The sequence below is a fragment of the uncultured Rhodoblastus sp. genome (assembly GCF_903903185.1).
Taxonomy (GTDB): domain Bacteria; phylum Pseudomonadota; class Alphaproteobacteria; order Rhizobiales; family Beijerinckiaceae; genus Rhodoblastus.
Genome location: NZ_CAIUXT010000223.1, coordinates 20,770 through 36,366 on the forward strand (window position 1 = coordinate 20,770; position 15,597 = coordinate 36,366).

12 protein-coding genes are annotated in these 15,597 nt (G+C 65.2%); 6 read left to right on the plus strand and 6 right to left on the minus strand.

Features of this window, described 5'->3' with window-relative positions:
* Positions 1–59: 59 nt before the first annotated feature.
* A complete protein-coding gene (locus QZY01_RS19960) occupies positions 60–1,727 on the minus strand; it encodes a hypothetical protein (RefSeq protein WP_294540691.1) in 1,668 nt (555 codons plus the stop codon).
* 346 nt (positions 1,728–2,073) lie between these two features.
* On the opposite strand from QZY01_RS19960, the gene QZY01_RS19965 reads away from it, so the two are divergent.
* The 3 genes from QZY01_RS19965 to QZY01_RS19975 all read left to right on the plus strand — a co-directional run bounded on the left by QZY01_RS19965 (position 2,074) and on the right by QZY01_RS19975 (position 5,719).
* Positions 2,074–4,686 (plus strand): MMPL family transporter, encoded by a 2,613-nt coding sequence (locus QZY01_RS19965; protein WP_294540693.1) that lies wholly within the window; start codon positions 2,074–2,076, stop codon positions 4,684–4,686.
* A gap of 28 nt (positions 4,687–4,714) precedes the next feature.
* Positions 4,715–4,942, plus strand: coding sequence for a cysteine rich repeat-containing protein (locus QZY01_RS19970; protein WP_294540695.1), 228 nt, complete (start codon positions 4,715–4,717; stop codon positions 4,940–4,942).
* 183 nt (positions 4,943–5,125) lie between these two features.
* On the plus strand, positions 5,126–5,719 hold the full coding sequence (locus QZY01_RS19975; protein WP_294540697.1) for a DUF2147 domain-containing protein: 594 nt from the start codon (positions 5,126–5,128) through the stop codon (positions 5,717–5,719).
* A gap of 27 nt (positions 5,720–5,746) precedes the next feature.
* Here QZY01_RS19975 and QZY01_RS19980 read toward each other — a convergent pair whose 3' ends face one another.
* Positions 5,747–6,367, minus strand: coding sequence for a response regulator (locus QZY01_RS19980; protein WP_294540699.1), 621 nt, complete (start codon positions 6,365–6,367; stop codon positions 5,747–5,749).
* Between the two features lie 255 nt (positions 6,368–6,622).
* Here QZY01_RS19980 and QZY01_RS19985 point away from each other — a divergent pair, with 255 nt between their 5' ends.
* Positions 6,623–8,542, plus strand: coding sequence for a PAS domain S-box protein (locus QZY01_RS19985; RefSeq protein WP_294540701.1), 1,920 nt, complete (start codon positions 6,623–6,625; stop codon positions 8,540–8,542).
* Positions 8,543–8,560: 18 nt separating this feature from the next.
* Here QZY01_RS19985 and QZY01_RS19990 read toward each other — a convergent pair whose 3' ends face one another.
* From QZY01_RS19990 to QZY01_RS20000, 3 genes are read right to left on the minus strand one after another with little or no spacing between them, the layout of a single operon-like run.
* On the minus strand, positions 8,561–10,378 hold the full coding sequence (locus QZY01_RS19990) for an AsmA-like C-terminal region-containing protein (protein WP_294540703.1): 1,818 nt from the start codon (positions 10,376–10,378) through the stop codon (positions 8,561–8,563).
* A 55-nt stretch (positions 10,379–10,433) separates the two neighbouring features.
* Complete coding sequence (locus tag QZY01_RS19995; protein ID WP_294540705.1) at positions 10,434–11,675, minus strand: glycosyltransferase family 4 protein; 1,242 nt, start codon at positions 11,673–11,675, stop codon at positions 10,434–10,436.
* 49 nt (positions 11,676–11,724) lie between these two features.
* Positions 11,725–12,105 (minus strand): DUF423 domain-containing protein, encoded by a 381-nt coding sequence (locus tag QZY01_RS20000; protein ID WP_294540707.1) that lies wholly within the window; start codon positions 12,103–12,105, stop codon positions 11,725–11,727.
* Positions 12,106–12,192: 87 nt separating this feature from the next.
* Between QZY01_RS20000 and QZY01_RS20005 the strand changes: the two genes are divergently transcribed.
* The gene (locus tag QZY01_RS20005) at positions 12,193–13,443 is read left to right on the plus strand and encodes a glycosyltransferase family 4 protein (RefSeq protein ID WP_294540709.1); all 1,251 of its coding nucleotides are present in this window, start codon (positions 12,193–12,195) and stop codon (positions 13,441–13,443) included.
* Between the two features lie 49 nt (positions 13,444–13,492).
* Complete coding sequence (locus tag QZY01_RS20010) at positions 13,493–14,233, plus strand: SGNH/GDSL hydrolase family protein (protein WP_294540711.1); 741 nt, start codon at positions 13,493–13,495, stop codon at positions 14,231–14,233.
* A 93-nt stretch (positions 14,234–14,326) separates the two neighbouring features.
* On the opposite strand, the gene QZY01_RS20015 is transcribed toward QZY01_RS20010, so the two are convergent.
* Entirely contained in the window at positions 14,327–15,541 is a 1,215-nt protein-coding gene (locus tag QZY01_RS20015; protein ID WP_294540713.1) for a cation:proton antiporter, read from the minus strand.
* Positions 15,542–15,597: the final 56 nt, after the last annotated feature.

The following is a 15,597-nucleotide window of genomic DNA, read 5'->3' on the forward strand; positions in this document are numbered from 1 at the left end:
TGGAGCGGCGCAGACTGACGCCGCCTTCGCCAGCGAGACAAAGGGCATGATCGTCCGGTTCAGGCTTTTTCGAGATAGCTCGGGTCGTGCGTGGCGAGATCGTTCCAGCGGCCGAACGTTTCGGCAAGATCGTCCGCCAAAGGCTGGAAGGCGTAATCGAACTTTTCTCCTCCGGCGAGGCGCCGCGCGACATCATTGACCTGCGCGGCGCACAGGCAGAGGCGCAAGGCCTGCATCTGGCCTATGGCGACGGGTTCGCCAAGATGGATGATCCTCTGGCCATGGCTGCGCTCGAAGTGGAGGCGCGATTGCCTGGGCCATTTCTCGGGCCATTTCTTGGGCCGCCGTCCGGGTCGCGCGGTTGCAGGCGTCGCCTGAGTCGTTTTAGGGTTGCGCAAGGCGCGAAAAAGCTTTTCGGCCGAAATGGCGGCGCCGCGATCGTCGAAAGTCAGGATCGGAAATATTGTCCGGACATGGGCGTTTGGACGCCAATCGTAGTCGGCGAGTTTCAATTGCGGCGACGCCGCAAGATGGGAATGGACCTCCTGCGCAAAACGCGCGGCGATCCGCTCGCGCAAGGCGGCGTCGAGGGCGAAATAGGCTTCGAGTTCCGCCAGTGCGCATTCCCAGCGCAGGCCGAGTCCGATATTGGCAAGTGTCGAAAAATTTCCGCGCAGATTTTCGCGCAGCAGCGGCGACCAGTCGAGCGCCGCCGAATAATCGGCGAGGCCTTCCGGCAGAACCATGTCCTTGAGGCGCGCGGCGAGCGCCGGCGGAACCAGCACGGCGCCAGAAAAAGGCGGTCCGCCGGCGAATTTCGATCCGCTCAGCAGCACGATGCAACCGGCGTCGAGGTCGGCGCGAAGGGTCTCGCGCGGGCAGCGCAATTGCCCGGCGTCCACCACGACCAGCAGGTTTTCGGGGAAAGCCCGGGCGAGCGCCGCCGCCGCGCGACGCGACGGGCCGGACTGGCCGGTTTCCGAACAATCGGCGATATGCAGAATCACATCCCGGCCGGCCGCGACCAGCACCGTGACCTGTGCCGTGACTTGTCCTTCGATTTCGGCGGCCTCCAACGGCGCGCCATAACGGTCGCGCAATTCGAAACGCTCCAATTGCCGTCCGGCGACCGGAAAGCCCGCGAGCGCCGCGCCGCTTGAAACCTGCGATGCGAAGGGGGCGGAGCCGAGGAAATGCCGGCCATCGGCGGCGAGCGCGACGCCCGTGTCGGCTTCGCGCGACGCGACGACGAGGTTGGTCAGCGGACGGACAAGAAGCTTCTGTGCCATTGCGAGCAGGATCAGTTCGGCCTCGGCGCTTGAGGCGCAAAGCGCTATTTCGCCGCCGGGCGGGGAAAATAGATCGAACAGCCGCCGCCGGATGTCGTCGAACCAGGCGGGAAGGGACTTGCCGTCCTTGCCACCATGGCGTTCTTTTGCGCGCATCGTCAGTTCGAACGCCCGCAGGGCCGCAGCTTTGCCATGCGGCGAGACGGCGGTCGCCGTCGCCGAGGACAGGAAGATTTCGCTCCCCTCGGGGCCGGCGGAGAAGCCGAGTCCGTTGCGTCCGGTCTTGGGTTCATGGCCCAGCCTTTCATCGCCGCCGCTCGCCAGTAGTGTTTCGAAAAGCGCGGTTTCGCCACCCGTGGAGGGGTGAGATGCCGGGTTCGAGGCTTGCGCCTGTCGCGACATTTCGGTCAGTTGCATCGATTTTGCGAGATTTTTCACTGGGATCCACCGTTTGGCGCGCCCGAATTGATAAGAACGTCTAACCGTCTCCAGCCTTAAAATTCGTTAATTTTATTTACCGATGGGCGAAAGGCGAAGCGCCGGGTGCTGCCCGGCGGCGTTCGGGCTTTGGCGGATTGGCCGCTAAGGCCTATTAATTAAACGAATTTTCCGAAACGGCCTGGCCGCGAAAAATTCCCTGTGGGTGACCTGTGGAAAGGTTGCGCTCCGGCGCCCGCCGCTGGCGGCCCGCCTTCCGGCGCCACAAGGGGCCGTTTGGCGCGCCGCAAGGGCGAAGGGGGGGCGCCTTGCGTTCTGTCGATTATTACGCATAGGTTGCGACCCCATGTTGACTGCCTCCATTGCCAAGCTCATCGCCTTCTGCGTCCGTCACGCCCGCGTCGTCACGGCGGGCGTGTTGCTGGCCGGCCTGCTGGCGACCGCCTACGCGGCGGTCCATTTCAAAATCACTTCCGACACCAACGCCCTGCTGTCCGAGCATCTCGACTGGCGACAGCGCGAAAAGGCGATTGAAAACGCCTTTCATCGTTTCGAGGCGCTCTATGCCGTGGTCGACGCGCCGACGCCCGAACTCACGGCGCAGGCGGCCGCCGAATTGACGCGGCGTCTGCAGGCCGACAAAACGCACTTCGTCGAGGCCGTCAATCTCGCCGGTTCGGCGTTTTTCGCCCGCAACGGCCTGTTGTATCTGCCACTGGACGCCCTGCGGACCAGCCTGTCCGGGTTGGAGGAAGGCGCGCCGCTGATCCAGGATCTCGCCTCCGACATGAGCCTGCGCGGCCTTGTCGCGGGTCTCGAAGACGGGCTGATCGGGGTCAATGCCGGGCGAACGACGCTCGACGGCATGGCGGGCCTGTTCGACGCGGCCTCCGCCACGGTCGAGGCGGAACTGGCGGGGCGTCCCGCCTTTTTTTCATGGCGCGTCCTCGCCCAGGGACGCCCGGCGACGGCCAGCGAGTTGCGCGAGGTGATCCAGATTCGCCCGGTGCTCGATTTCGCTCAGGTGCAGCCGGGGCTCGGCGCCAGCGAGGCGCTGCGAGCGACCGCCGCCGAAGTGGCGCCGCTATATCATGCGCGGGTGCGGCTCACCGGCCCGGTCGCGATGGCCGACGAGGAATTCGGCACGATCAAGGAAAACGCCGCGCGCAATGGACTCATCACCGCCGCCATTGTGCTGCTGATCTTGTGGCGCGCGCTGCGCTCCTGGCGGCTGATCGGCGCGGTCGCGCTCAATATCGTGGTCGGACTGGCGATCACGGCGGCGGTCGGTCTCGCCATGGTCGGCGCGTTCAACCTGATTTCGGTCTATTTCGCCGTGCTGTTTGTCGGCATAGGCATAGATTTCGGCATTCAATTCGCGGTGCGCGCCCGCGCCGAGAGGCACGAAATCGATAATGTCGCCGAGGCGGTGAAGCGCGCCGGCCTGCATGTCGGAGCGCCGCTGACCCTTGCCGGCCTCGCCACCGCCGCCGGCTTTCTCTCCTTCCTGCCCACCGATTACAAGGGTGTGTCCGAACTCGGGCTGATCGCCGGCGTCGGCATGCTGATCGCCTTCGGGGTCTCGGTGACATTGCTGCCGGCGCTGATTGTGTTGTTCGGGGCCCCCGGCGAGCCGGAGCCGCTCGGCTATGCCGCGCTCGCGCCCGTCGACGCGTGGATGGCGCGCCATCGCAAGGCGATCCTCGTGACGACCGGCGTGGCCGTGGTCGCCGGCCTGCCGCTGTTCACCCGGCTGCGCTTCGATTTCAACCCGATCAACCTGCGCGACCAGCGAACGGAGGCGGTGGCGACCTATCTCGAATTGTCGCGCGATCCGCAGGCCGGGGTCAATTCCATCGAGGTTCTCGCGCCTTCGCTGAGCGAGGCGGACCGGCGCGGCCTTGTCGTCGCGCAATTGCCCGAGGTCGCCCAGGCGCGCACGCTGTCGAATTTCGTCCCCGAACAGCAGGAGATGAAACTGCCGCTGATCGCCGCCGCCGCCAAAATCCTGGGCCCGGCGCTTTCGCCGGCGCGGACCGAGACGCCGCCGACCGACTCGGAAAATATCGACGCGCTCAAGGAGGCGGCGGAACGCCTCGTCGAGGCCGCCGACGATCCGCACAACAGCGGGCAGACCAAGGGGATCGCGGCGGCGAAGCGCCTGGCGCTGGCGCTCGGCGCGCTGTCGCGTGAAAATCCCGGCCAGCGCGAGCAGGTCGCCATGGCGCTGCTTCAGCCTTTGAGTCTCGATCTCGAGGGGCTGCGCGCGGCGCTGGCCGCCGAGCCCGTGACTCTGGCGACGCTGCCGCCGGAACTCAAGCGCGACTGGATCGCCGCCAACGGCGCGGCGCGGCTGTCCATTGCCCCCAGCAATCTTTCGGACGACAACGAGGTTTTGCGCCAGTTCGCCCGCGCCGTGCTCAAGGTCGAGCCCGACGCGACCGAGGGGCCGGTGTCGATCTTGCAGGCGGGCGACACCATCGTGCGCGCCTTTTTCGAGGCCGGGGCATGGGCGATGCTGTCGATCGCGCTTCTGCTCTTTGTGGTGCTTCGCCGCGTGAGCGATGTGGCCCTGACGCTGATTCCGCTGATTCTCGCGGGCGTGGTGACGCTGGAGATCACGGTTCTGATCGGCATGCCGCTCAATTTCGCCAATATCATCGCCTTGCCGCTGCTGCTCGGAGTTGGAGTCGCGTTCAAGATTTACTACATCATGGCCTGGCGAGAGGGGCAGACCAACCTGTTGCAGACCAGCTTGACCCGCGCGGTGATGTTTTCGGCGGCGACTACGGCCACGGCTTTCGGCAGCCTATGGTTTTCGAGCCATCCCGGCACGTCGAGCATGGGCAAGCTGCTCGCGTTGTCGCTGGTCTGTACCCTGGCCGCCGCTGTGCTGTTCCAGCCGATACTGATGGGCAAGCCGAGAGAGACGGCCGCCGACCCGGACGAACTCTCATGAACAAGGTCTTATGACGAGGAAAATGGGCATGAAATTCAGGCTTATTCTGCTGCCACTGCTGCTTGCGGCCGCAGCCCCGGCCCTCGCCGGTTCGGGCACGGCGGAACAGCAGGACGCCTGCCGGCCGGATGTGCGCCGCTTCTGCCATAAGATTCGAGCCGACGCCGGCGACGGCGAATTTCTCGCTTGCCTCCAGGCCAACCGCGCCCGACTATCCGTCAATTGCCGCGCCGTGCTGGAAAGTCACGGCATGTAGGTTGTCGGCGCTTTGGCCCGAAATTTTCCACAGACTTGGGGCACAGTTTTGCAGGATTGCGATTCGTAGCGGCGCCAAAGCCAACACAGGCGTGGTTTTTGCGCCGCATCATGCCGGGGCTGCGGTCTGCAGGCGGCTCCGGCGATCCGCCGGTCGATGGATTGGCGCAGCAGGAGATTGACGATGGGGCTGTTTTCCGATTTCGCGGTCAAACCGAAACTTTCCCGTACCCCTTCGATCGCAGGCTTGCTGCTCGCCGTCCTTGCGGCGCTGGCGTTTGGCGGCGGTCGGGCTTTGGCCGAATCGCCGCCGGGTCCGAGCGCCGTCGGTTTCTGGCAATCCACTTCCGACGACGGCAATCCGAGCGGCTGGTTCTTTTTCACCGAAAAGAACGGCGTAGCCGAGGGACGGTTGGTCAAGATGTTCAAGAAGGCCGGCGAAGCCCATCCGGTGGATACCTGCGTCAATTGTCCCGGCGCGATGAAAGGCGCGCCCATGCTCGGCCTCACCATCGTGACCGGCATGAAGCGCCACGGCCTCAAATATGACGAAGGCCATGTTCTCGATCCGCGCGACGGCTCGGTCTATAACGCCCAGATGGAAATCAGCCCGGATGGGCAGAAGCTTTTCCTGCACGGCTATATCGGCATGCCGGTGCTGGGGCAGACCAAAACCTGGACAAGGCTTCCCGACGACGCCATTCCGGCCGCCGCCCTGCCTCCCGACCCGATGGCGACGGTCGGGAAGAAGTCCGCCGCGCCAGCCAAGGCGCCGTGACCGACGCATTGCTCGACCGCGAATGCTTCAACTCGCGGCCGGCGCCGATTCCGCCAGCAATGACATGCGGACCAGTTCCGAAAGGCTCGCCACCTCAGCCTTGGCCATCAGATTGGCGCGATGCGTTTCGACCGTGCGCACGCTGATGCCCAACTCGAAGGCGATCGTCTTGTTGAGCTTGCCCTTCAGCAGTCCGGCCAGCACATCCCTTTCGCGCACGCTCAGCCCCCCGAGCTTTTCGCGCGCCGCCAGGGCCTCGGCATCGCCGACGCGCCAATCGCCGCGCCGCGCCAGGGCCGAGCGCACCAGCGAGACGATCAATTCGTCGTCGAATGGCTTTTCGATGAAATCCACCGCGCCGAGCTTCATCGCCTTGACTGCCTGGGGCACGTCGGCGTAGGCGGTCATGAGGATAGTCGGCAGCAGGACGCGCCGGCTTTTCATTTCCTCCAGCAATTCGAGGCCAGTCATGCCGGGCATGACGATATCGCTGACCACGCAACCCTTGGGCTCCGGATTCTTTTCGAGAAATTCCGGGGCCGAGGCGTAAAGCCTGACGGGGAGGGAGTCGCCCTTCAGCAGCAGCGCCAGCGATTCGCGCACGGCGGGATCGTCCTCTATGATGTGAACCGTTCGCTCATCGGGCATGGGCAGGCTCTTTCGTCAAAAAGCGCGCGGACGCCGGCTACTCTGCCCGGTCGGTGAGGGCAGGAAGCCGGAGGTTTTTTTGCAACCGCTACATATGCATATTGCACGAAATTTTCCAGAACTTCGTGCCAACAAGTTGAATCGGCTGACAATAAATTATCGCTTTGCCGTGGACGGGATGCTTTCCGGCGTCGACCGAACCAAACAGCGCCGCTCCGGCCGGCTCTTCGGCTGGCGTTGGGGGAGGACGATCCATTGAGCGGCGAAAATTCCCCCACCGAAGCCGGGTCGCGATCCGGCGGCGCGCTGGGCCTGCGCTTTTTCGAGGGCTTGACAGGCCTGCCGCTGCACTGGCGCATCGTCGCCTCTGTTCTGGTCACCGTGGCCGCCTGTCTGGTTCGCCTTGCGGTAAGCCAACAGCTTGGCGATCGGCTGTTCTACTTCTCCTTTTATCCGGCCATAGCCGTCACCGCCGTCCTGCTCGGCTCCATTCCAGCATTTGCGGTTGTGGTGCTGGCGATCCTCGCCAACCATTGGCGGTTGGGCGCCGCGTCTTTGCCGCCCCTGAACGATCAGACCAATCAGTTGCTGCTCGGGGTTTTCATCCTCAACAGCATGGTTGTGATCTTCATGGCGCGGCTGCTGTTCGATCTGGCCCGGGCGCGGCGCGCCGGCGAGGACCTGATCCGCATCAACGCCGAACAGCTCGGGCAATTCGTCGAACAGGCGCCGGCGGCCATGGCCATGTTCGACCGCGACATGCATTATGTCGCCGCGAGCGCGCAATGGCGCCTCGTCCATCGCCTGCCGCGCGACCTCATCGGCAAGTCGCATTACGATTCGACGCCGGGAATCAAGGACGAATGGCGGCAGGCTCACCAGCGCGCCCTGGCGGGTGAAACGGTGGAAAACGAACAGGATCTTTTCGTCCGCAGCGATGGCGTCGAGCTTTGGCTGCGCTGGGAAGTGCGTCCCTGGCGCTTGGCGCAGGATGGCATTGGCGGAGTCGTCATCTTCGCCGAGGATATTACCGAGCGGATTAGAATTCAGGAAGCCCTGCGCGCCAACGAAAGGCGGCTCAACGCCATCGTCGATGCGGCGATGGAGGCGATCGTTTCGTTCGACGCTTCCGGCGCGATCCAGTCCGCAAATCCGACGGCGCTGGAAATGTTCGGCTATGAAAGGGAAGAACTGCTTGGCCGCAACGTCCAGATGCTGCGTTCGGAGCTTCATCTGGCGGAACAGGACAGGCCGTTCGCCCCTGACCATGGCGAGGGCGGCAAAAGGGTCGCCGGACTGCGGCGCAGGATCGAGGGCCAGCGCAAGGACGGCTCGGCTTTCCCGCTCGAACTGACGATCTGCGAGGCCCCGATCGACCAGAACATGCTGTTTGTCGGCTTCCTGCGCGATCTCAGCCCGATAGAGGAGGAAAAGCGCCGCGTCAACGCCCTGCGCGATGAGTTGGTGCATATCGCCCGGCTCAACGACATGGGCGAGGTCGTCGCGAGCCTCGCCCATGAAGTCGGCCAGCCCATCGCCGCGATCCTCAATTTCTCCGCGGCGCACCGCCGCGCGATGGCAGCGACCGGAAAGTCGCCGGAACCCGACCTCATCGCCAAGATCGAGGCGCAGGCCCGCCGCGCCGCCGAAATATTGAAACGCCTGCGCGGCTTCATCGAAAAGCGCCCGCCCGAACAAAAGGCCGAGAGAATCCACGACCTGGTCGACGATGCGATCCGGCTGGCCCTGTTGCGTTCACGCGCCGAGGTTGTGCATGTTCCGCCGGCCAAGGGCGACGGCGACTTTCTGGTCTTTGCCGACGCCACCCAGATTGGACAGGTGTTGATCAACCTGTTGCGCAACGCCGACGACGCGGTGTTCGACGAGGCAGAGCCGGAAATTCTTATCGAAATCTCCGCCGACGGGCCGGACAAAGTTCGCGTCAGCGTCGCCGACAATGGCGCCGGCGTCGATCAGGAAGCGCTCGAACAACTTTTCGCGCCGTTTTACAGCACCAAGAAATTCGGCATGGGCGTCGGCCTGTCGATCAGCAAATCGATTGTCGAAAGCCACAATGGCGCCATTTCCTACCGTCCCAATGCGCCGCGCGGCTCGATTTTCGAATTCACTTTGCCGATCGACCGCCCGGACGGCAAACCGCCGGCAGGGGCCTGAAACCGCCAAGAGGCGGCGTCAGTTCGGGGCCGGTTTTTTGGGCAAGAGCGGGGCCGCCGCGTCGGAACGATGGATCAGCCCGAGGGCGTCTGGGACCAGGGTTGCGTCGTCCCACGCACCCGAGAGGTTGAAACCCAGTTGCAGCGGTTTGGCGTCGGGATCGCCGGGGGGCTGATGGCTGGCGACGGCGCGCAGGTCGACGGTTCGTTCGGCGATTTGCGCCTTGCCGGAAAAATTGGCCGTGAGGCGCTCGCCGCGCGCGAACCCTTCCTCGACGTCGGCCTGTCCTTGTTGAATGCCGAATTTCGCGCCGAGTTGCTCGAAGGCGGTGCGGCCCGAACGCAGTTCGACGCCGGCGGTCAGCGGCCGGCGCTCCATGCGGCGGAAGGCGAGGCTGAGGTCGAGCCCGTAGATTTCGCCCTTCTCGACCGCCAGTTCGCCGCGCGCGTCGAGGCGGCTCGCCAGTTCATACCAGGAGTCGCCGGAGGTTTCGAAACTGAGGGTGGCGCGCGCCGTTCCGCTCAGCGACTGGCGCTTGAACCCGTCCCACAGCAGCGCGGCGACATCGACTTTTTCCGCGAAGGCCGACCCGCGAATGTCGAGTCCACCGGCGTTTTCGGCGATGATGGCGCGCGCCCGGACCTGTCCCGAATAGGCCGAGGCCTGCGCCAGCGACAGGTCGAGCCGGCCGTTTTTCAATATGGCGGAGAGGGCGGCGTCGTCGAACTGGAAATCGCCGAGACGGGCGTGCGCAGCCGACAGGCGCAGATCGAGATCGGCGGCGGCGAGATGCGAGGGCCAGAAAATTTCATGGCTCCACTGGCCGCTGGCGGAGGCCGCGGGCAGGGCCTCGATCAGCGGCTCCAGATTGACTGAAGCCCCCGCGAGGGTGGCGGAGATCAACGGCCGTTGTCCGTCGAGACGGATCGAAGCGGCGCCATCGAGGGCGTTGCCGTCAATCGATACCGCGATGGCGGGAAAGGCGATGAGGTCGGGATCGAGGATCGCCTCGCCCTTGATCGAGAGCGCGCCATAGCGGCCGGGCAGGGGCAGGGTCAGGTCGAGCCATTGCGCGGCCTGGCGAAGCGAGGGCGCGGCGCCCGAAACCCGTCCCTTGAAATGCGGGCGCGGCGCCAGGGCGAGGGCGCCGTTGATGTCGATCTGGAAGGCGTCGGCGTCGACGCGCAGGGTGACCTTGCTTTCCTTGCCACGCGGCCATTGGTCGGGCTGCGCCGCCCAGAGCGCGAACCGCGCCGGTGGACGATTCTCGCCGAAAGCAGGCAACTGGCAATGGCCGATCAGCGACAGAGGCGCGCCGGCGCGGCTCCAGTCGAGACGCGCCTCGATGGCCTCGGCCGCCAGATCGGTCTTTTCCGCTCCCGGCCGGCGCAGCAGCAGCTTGCCGCCGACGACCTGCACCTCTCCCAGCGCCATTTCCGGCGCCGATCCGACACCGCCGGGCGTTTGGCCGGCTGGGGCGAAGAAGGCATGGGCCAGGTCGATGGTGAAGACGGCGTCGGCAAGGATAGCGCGCGCCAGTTCGAGGCGGCCGGTCAAAAGGCCAGCGAGGCCGAGATCGACGCGCAGGCTGGAGGTCGATATCTGCATCCCGCCTGAGCCCTGTTCGAGTTCGGCGTCGTAGATGCGGATATGCGGGCGCGGCAGCACCGCGAAAACCGAACGCCCGTGTGACGCCAGCCTCATGCCGGAGGCGCCCGCGATCTGGCTTTCGATGGCGAGAATCTGGGCGTTTTGCGACACGGTCCAGGGCGCGGCGGCCAGGGCGGCCAAGAGCGCGACGAAGGCGGCCAGAAACCATTTTACATTGAATTTCATCCGGGCACGATAAACGTCCGGACTGCCGCCGCAAACAGCAAAAAAGGAGTTTGTGTCATCGCCGGACCGGAGCGGTCGCGACCCGGGATTTCCTCGCGTCCGCCGGCATGGTTTGTTCGATGGCGGGTCCCGTGACCGGGCGGCTGGCGAGAGCGCCCTGGCCCTCGCCGCCGCGCGGGGCGAGGCGGGCGGTTTCGGCCTCGACGATGGCCATGAATTTCTCGCGGAAAACAGCGCGGGAAAAACGCTGTGCGTTGGCGCGGCAGTTTTCCGGGCTGAACCGGGCGCCAAGCCGCTCGAATTTCTCCACCGCCTCGATAATCGCGACCTCGCTCTGCTCGAAAAAAAACAGACCGGTGGACCGCGCCCGATCCGGCCCGAGCACGGTTTCGAGCGCGCCGCCACGTCCAAAGGCGATCACCGGCGCGCCGCAGGCCTGCGCCTCGACCGGCATGATGCCGAAATCTTCCTCCGCCGCGAAAACGAAGGCGCGGGCGCGGCGCATGTGGTCCCGCAGGCTGGCGTCGTCCTGAAATCCCAGGATTTCGACATTGGGGGTCGCGATCCGGCGCACCGTCGCCATTTCCGGCCCGTCGCCGATCACCACCAGCCGGCGTTGCGGCATCAGAGCGAAGGCGGCGACGATCAGCGCCATGCGCTTGTAGGGCGCCATTCGCGACGCCGCGAGGTAGAAACCTTCCCGCTGCGCGCCGAAAGGCAGGTTCGCCAGATCGATGGGCGGGTAAACCACGTCGGCCTCGCGCCGATAGGCTTTGGCGATGCGCCGCGCGATATAGGCGGAATTGGCGATCATCCGGTCCGGACCATAGGCGGTGCGCACGTCCCACAGGCGCAGATAATGCAGCAGCGCGCGCGCCAGCAGGGAGCGAAAGCCTCGGGAAAACCCGGATTCGGCGAGATAGGTGTGCTGAAGATCCCAGGCGTAGCGCATCGGCGAATGAATATAGGACAGGTGGACCTGATCCGGTCCGGTGATGACGCCCTTGGCCACGGCGTGCGACGAGGAAATGATCAGATCGTAGCCGGACAGGTCGAATTGCTCGATGGCGCAGGGCATCAGCGGCATCAACAGGCGATGCCGCGTTTTCGCCCCCCAAATGTTTTGCAAGAAACTCGTGGTCACCTTGCGACCGCGCAAAAAATCGGCCTGGCCGGGGGGCAGGGCGCAGATCAGGGTGAAAAGGTCGGCCTCCGGAAACAGGCCGAGGATCTCCTCCACGACCTTTTCCGAGCCCGCGCGCGTCACCAGCCATTCATGAACGATTGCAACCTTCATTTCCGGCCCGCGCGTCAATGCAACCGGAAGTATAGGCGCGCGGCGTTAATTAACGGTAGCGCCGGAAAAATCCGGCGAGGCCGGCGGCGCTGGCGAGGAGCCAGCCCGCGATCATGGTCATGCCGCCGGTCGGCGCGGCCATGGGGAACAGCCGCGCGCCGCGCAAGGTCAAGAGCGCGACATCGGCGGAAAACAGCGTCGCGCCAAAGGCCAGCGCCAGCGCCGAGGCGAGCCAGAGCCGGCTGCTTCCCGAGGTTTCCTTCGCCCGCGCGGAAAGGGCGAGCACCGCCGCCGCATGGACCAGCAGGATCATCGCGACATTGGCCAGACGCGCGCCGCCGCCGATATGGGCGGCGACCGCCGCCGCCGCGACTCCGCCCGCGCCCATCAGGCCGGCGAGCGCGGACAGGGCGTCGATGATTTTCTGCATGGGGGGCCTTTATCGATCGGCTAAGAAATTGCGCGTCATGGTTGTATCGGTCCGGCAGGGCGTCCAGGTCCGGCGCGGGGGGCATTCATGAGCGAAGCGGAACCCAAGATCAATATCGTCCTTGCGGTCGATCACGCCTCCGTCACCGGCGGCCAGGCGAAAGTGGCGCTGGAAAGCGCGCTCGGCCTCAAGCGGGCGGGATTCAATCCTGTGGTCTTCGCCGCCGCTTCGCCGGTCGATCCGCGTCTGGCGCTGGCGGCAGTCGAGGTGGTCTGCCTCGACCAGCCCGACCTGCTCGCCAACAGCTCAAAAGCCGCCGCCGCGCTGCAGGGAACATGGAATTTTCACGCCGCCGAACAATTGCGGCTGGTGTTGGCGCGGCTGCCGCGAGAAAACACCATTGTCCATGTCCATGGCTGGGCCAAGGCGCTGTCAGCCTCGATCGCCCGGCCGATCCGGCGGTCCGGCTTGCCCGCCATCTATACGATGCACGAATATTTCATGTTCTGCCCCAATGGCGGCTTCTATGATTACCAGCGCCATGACGTCTGCCAATTGGCGCCCCTCTCGCCGCAATGCTGGGCGACCCATTGCGATTCCCGCACCTATCCGCGCAAGATCTGGCGCGGCCTGCGTCAGACGGTGATGCAGCGCGTCGCCCGCCTGCCGGAGATTTTCGACGATTTCATCCTGATCTCGCGCTTTCAGGAGAACGTCGTCGCCGGCCGCCTGCCGTTGGGCGCGCGCGTCCACGCCCTTTCCAACCCGATCGATTGCGTGGATCTCGGCCGCAAGAGCGAACCGGCTTCCGGCGATTTCCTGTTCGTCGGACGCCTGTCGCCCGAAAAAGGGCTGTTCTGTTTCGCGGAAGCCGCGCGAAAAGCCGGGATCGTTCCGGTTTTCGCCGGCGACGGCCCGGCAGCCGAGGCGTTGCGCGCCCGCTATCCCGAAGCGCGGCTGCTTGGCTGGAAATCGCCTTTGGAGGTCAAGGCGCTGATGCGCAAGGCCCGCATCCTGGTTTTCCCCTCGCTGTGGTTCGAGGGCCAACCGCTGACCGTGTTGGAGGCCATGGCGATGGGAACGCCGGTCATCGTCTCCGACGGCTGCGCCGGACGCGAGGAAGTCGAAGATGGCGTCACCGGCCTGTGGTTCGAGAGCGCCAATGCGGATAGACTGGCGCGGGCGCTGGAAATGGCCCGGGACGACGCGCTGGTCGCGCGGATGTCCGACGCCGCCTATGACCAATTCTGGAGCGATCCGCCGACGCTGGCGCGCCATGTCGAGCGCCTGGGACGGGTCTATCGGGAGATGTTGGCGCGGCGCCGCGCGGCGGCCTGAACCGGCCTTTGGCCGATTCTGGGCTGTCTGGAGACGGAACGGGGAGAAAATGGCGCGTTGGCCGCAGGGAGGTCCAATTCTGGCGATTTTGGCGGCGGCGGCCGGCATTTTCGCGCTTTATTCGGTCTATCTGGCGCGTGAGGCCTGGATCGCCGGCAGGATCGCGGCGCTCTCCGGCGCCCCTGCGGGCGGCCATTCCTGCGCGGGGGCGGAAAGCGGCCTGCGCCGCCTCTATCTGATTGGCGATTCGACGCTGGCGCGATGGCCGGCGAAAAGTTTCGGCGCCGGCTGGGAGGTGATCAATTGCGGCATTGGCGGCGAAACGGCGGCGCAATTGGCGCGCCGTTTCGAAAATTTCGATTTCGTCCGTCCACAGGACGCGGTCCTGATTGCCGCCGGACTGAACGATCTCGTCGCGGCGGCTTTTTTCGATGGCGCCAAGGCGAAGGAAATACGTGAACAAACGACCCGGGGACTGACGGGCCTGGCGCATGCGGCGAGCCTGCGAAGCCGGCATGTCTTGCTCGCAACCCTTGTCCCGCCTTCGCGCCCGGATCTCATGCGTTGGCTGGTGTGGAAGGAATCCGTGCGCGATCTGGTTGCCGAAGCCAATGGCGCGTTGCGCGGGGCAAAGCTGGACGGGCGGATCGAAATCGTCGATTTCGCCGCCGCGCTCGACAGCGCCGACCGGCGCACGCCCGACATTTTTCGCGCCGACACGCTGCATTTGAATGAGGCTGGCTACGCCAGACTGGCGGAGGCCGTCCGTCGCGCCCTCCCGGACCCATGAATTCCCGGTTAAATCGCTGCGATCCGGTTTCGCTCCATGCGGGATCGCCCGATCCGTCAACCTGCCGGCCAGCGCTCTTTCCCCGCGCCCTCGTCACCGCGCCGGCAGGAAGCCGAGCTTGTGCAGCAGCAGGGGCATGGTCAGACCCTGCGCCACGACGGAGAACACCACCACTGCGAAAGCGGCGACAATGATTTCGTCATGGTAGGGAAAGGACAAGGGCAGCGAAAGCGCCAGCGCCAGAGCCAGCGCCCCCCGCAGCCCGCCCCACCACAGCACATGCTGCTCCGCCAGCGGAATGGCCCTCGGCGAAGGACGCAACATCAGGCAGAGCGGATAGACCGCAAGCGCCCGGCCGACCACAACCAGCGCGATGGCGATGGCGATGGCCGCGACGGGAAAGCCCTGGAACGGAATGGCCGCCACCCTCAGGCCGATCAGCAGGAAAATCAAGGAATTGGCGATGAAAGCGGCGAATTCCCAAAAGGCGATGGTGAAGGCGCGGCCTTCCGAGGAAATCTTGTTGTCCTGGGCTTCGGGGCGCAGCACGCCTAGATTGCCCATCAACAGGCCGGCGGCGACGGTGGCGAGAACGCCCGAGGCGTGAAAACTTTCTGCGAGCAGGAACGAGCCATAGGCCGCAACAGTGGTCAGGGCGGTCTCCACCAGATGGTCGTCGATCCGCCCGGCGATCAGAATCGCCAGTCCGCCGCAGGCAAGGCCGACCGTTACGCCGCCGCCGATCATCGAGGCGACGATTTTGGCCATTTTCAAAGGAGAGAGCGGGTCGCCCGCCGTCGCCGCCACAAAGGTCAGCGCCAGCGCGAACAACACCGCCGCCGCCGCGTCGTTGAACAGGCTCTCGCTCTCGACCAGCAGTTTCAAACGGCCCCCGATGCCGGTGTCCTTGAACATGGCGAGGACGGCGATCGGATCGGTCGCGGCGATCAGGGCGCCGAACACCATTGCCGGGCCAATCGGCCATGCCAGCAGCTTGATCATTCCGAGCGCCACCACCCCGGCGGAAACGAGGACGCCGAGCGTGGCGAGAACGAGCACGGGCGCCATGTCGCGCCGCAGTTCGCTCCAGTGGATGGAGAGCGCGGCCTCGAACAGCAGCGGCGGCAGAATGATCTCGAAAATGAAATCGTGCGTCAGCATGGCGCCGGTTTCGACGCCTGTCAGGGCCATGACGACGCCGGTGAACACCAGCCCGACTGTGTAGGGCAGATGAACCCGCCGGGCCAGGATCGCGACGACGATGCCCACGCAAAGATAGCCGATGGTGTGGGCCAGAATATCGTCCATGAAAAACCCTTCGTCCGGCCCTCGACAGGGAATCGGCACCGCACGTTACGAAGCGA

Bases quoted from the DNA above. Each gene is read 5' to 3' on its own strand.
- QZY01_RS19965 (WP_294540693.1), top strand. From the start codon at position 2,074: ATGTTGACTGCCTCCATTGCCAAGCTCATCGCCTTCTGCGTCCGTCAC.
- QZY01_RS19970 (WP_294540695.1), top strand. From the start codon at position 4,715: ATGAAATTCAGGCTTATTCTGCTGCCACTGCTGCTTGCGGCCGCAGCC.
- QZY01_RS19975 (WP_294540697.1), top strand. From the start codon at position 5,126: ATGGGGCTGTTTTCCGATTTCGCGGTCAAACCGAAACTTTCCCGTACC.
- QZY01_RS19980 (WP_294540699.1), bottom strand. From the start codon at position 6,367: ATGCCCGATGAGCGAACGGTTCACATCATAGAGGACGATCCCGCCGTG.
- QZY01_RS19990 (WP_294540703.1), bottom strand. From the start codon at position 10,378: ATGAAATTCAATGTAAAATGGTTTCTGGCCGCCTTCGTCGCGCTCTTG.
- QZY01_RS19995 (WP_294540705.1), bottom strand. From the start codon at position 11,675: ATGAAGGTTGCAATCGTTCATGAATGGCTGGTGACGCGCGCGGGCTCG.
- QZY01_RS20000 (WP_294540707.1), bottom strand. From the start codon at position 12,105: ATGCAGAAAATCATCGACGCCCTGTCCGCGCTCGCCGGCCTGATGGGC.
- QZY01_RS20005 (WP_294540709.1), top strand. From the start codon at position 12,193: ATGAGCGAAGCGGAACCCAAGATCAATATCGTCCTTGCGGTCGATCAC.
- QZY01_RS20010 (WP_294540711.1), top strand. From the start codon at position 13,493: ATGGCGCGTTGGCCGCAGGGAGGTCCAATTCTGGCGATTTTGGCGGCG.
- QZY01_RS20015 (WP_294540713.1), bottom strand. From the start codon at position 15,541: ATGGACGATATTCTGGCCCACACCATCGGCTATCTTTGCGTGGGCATC.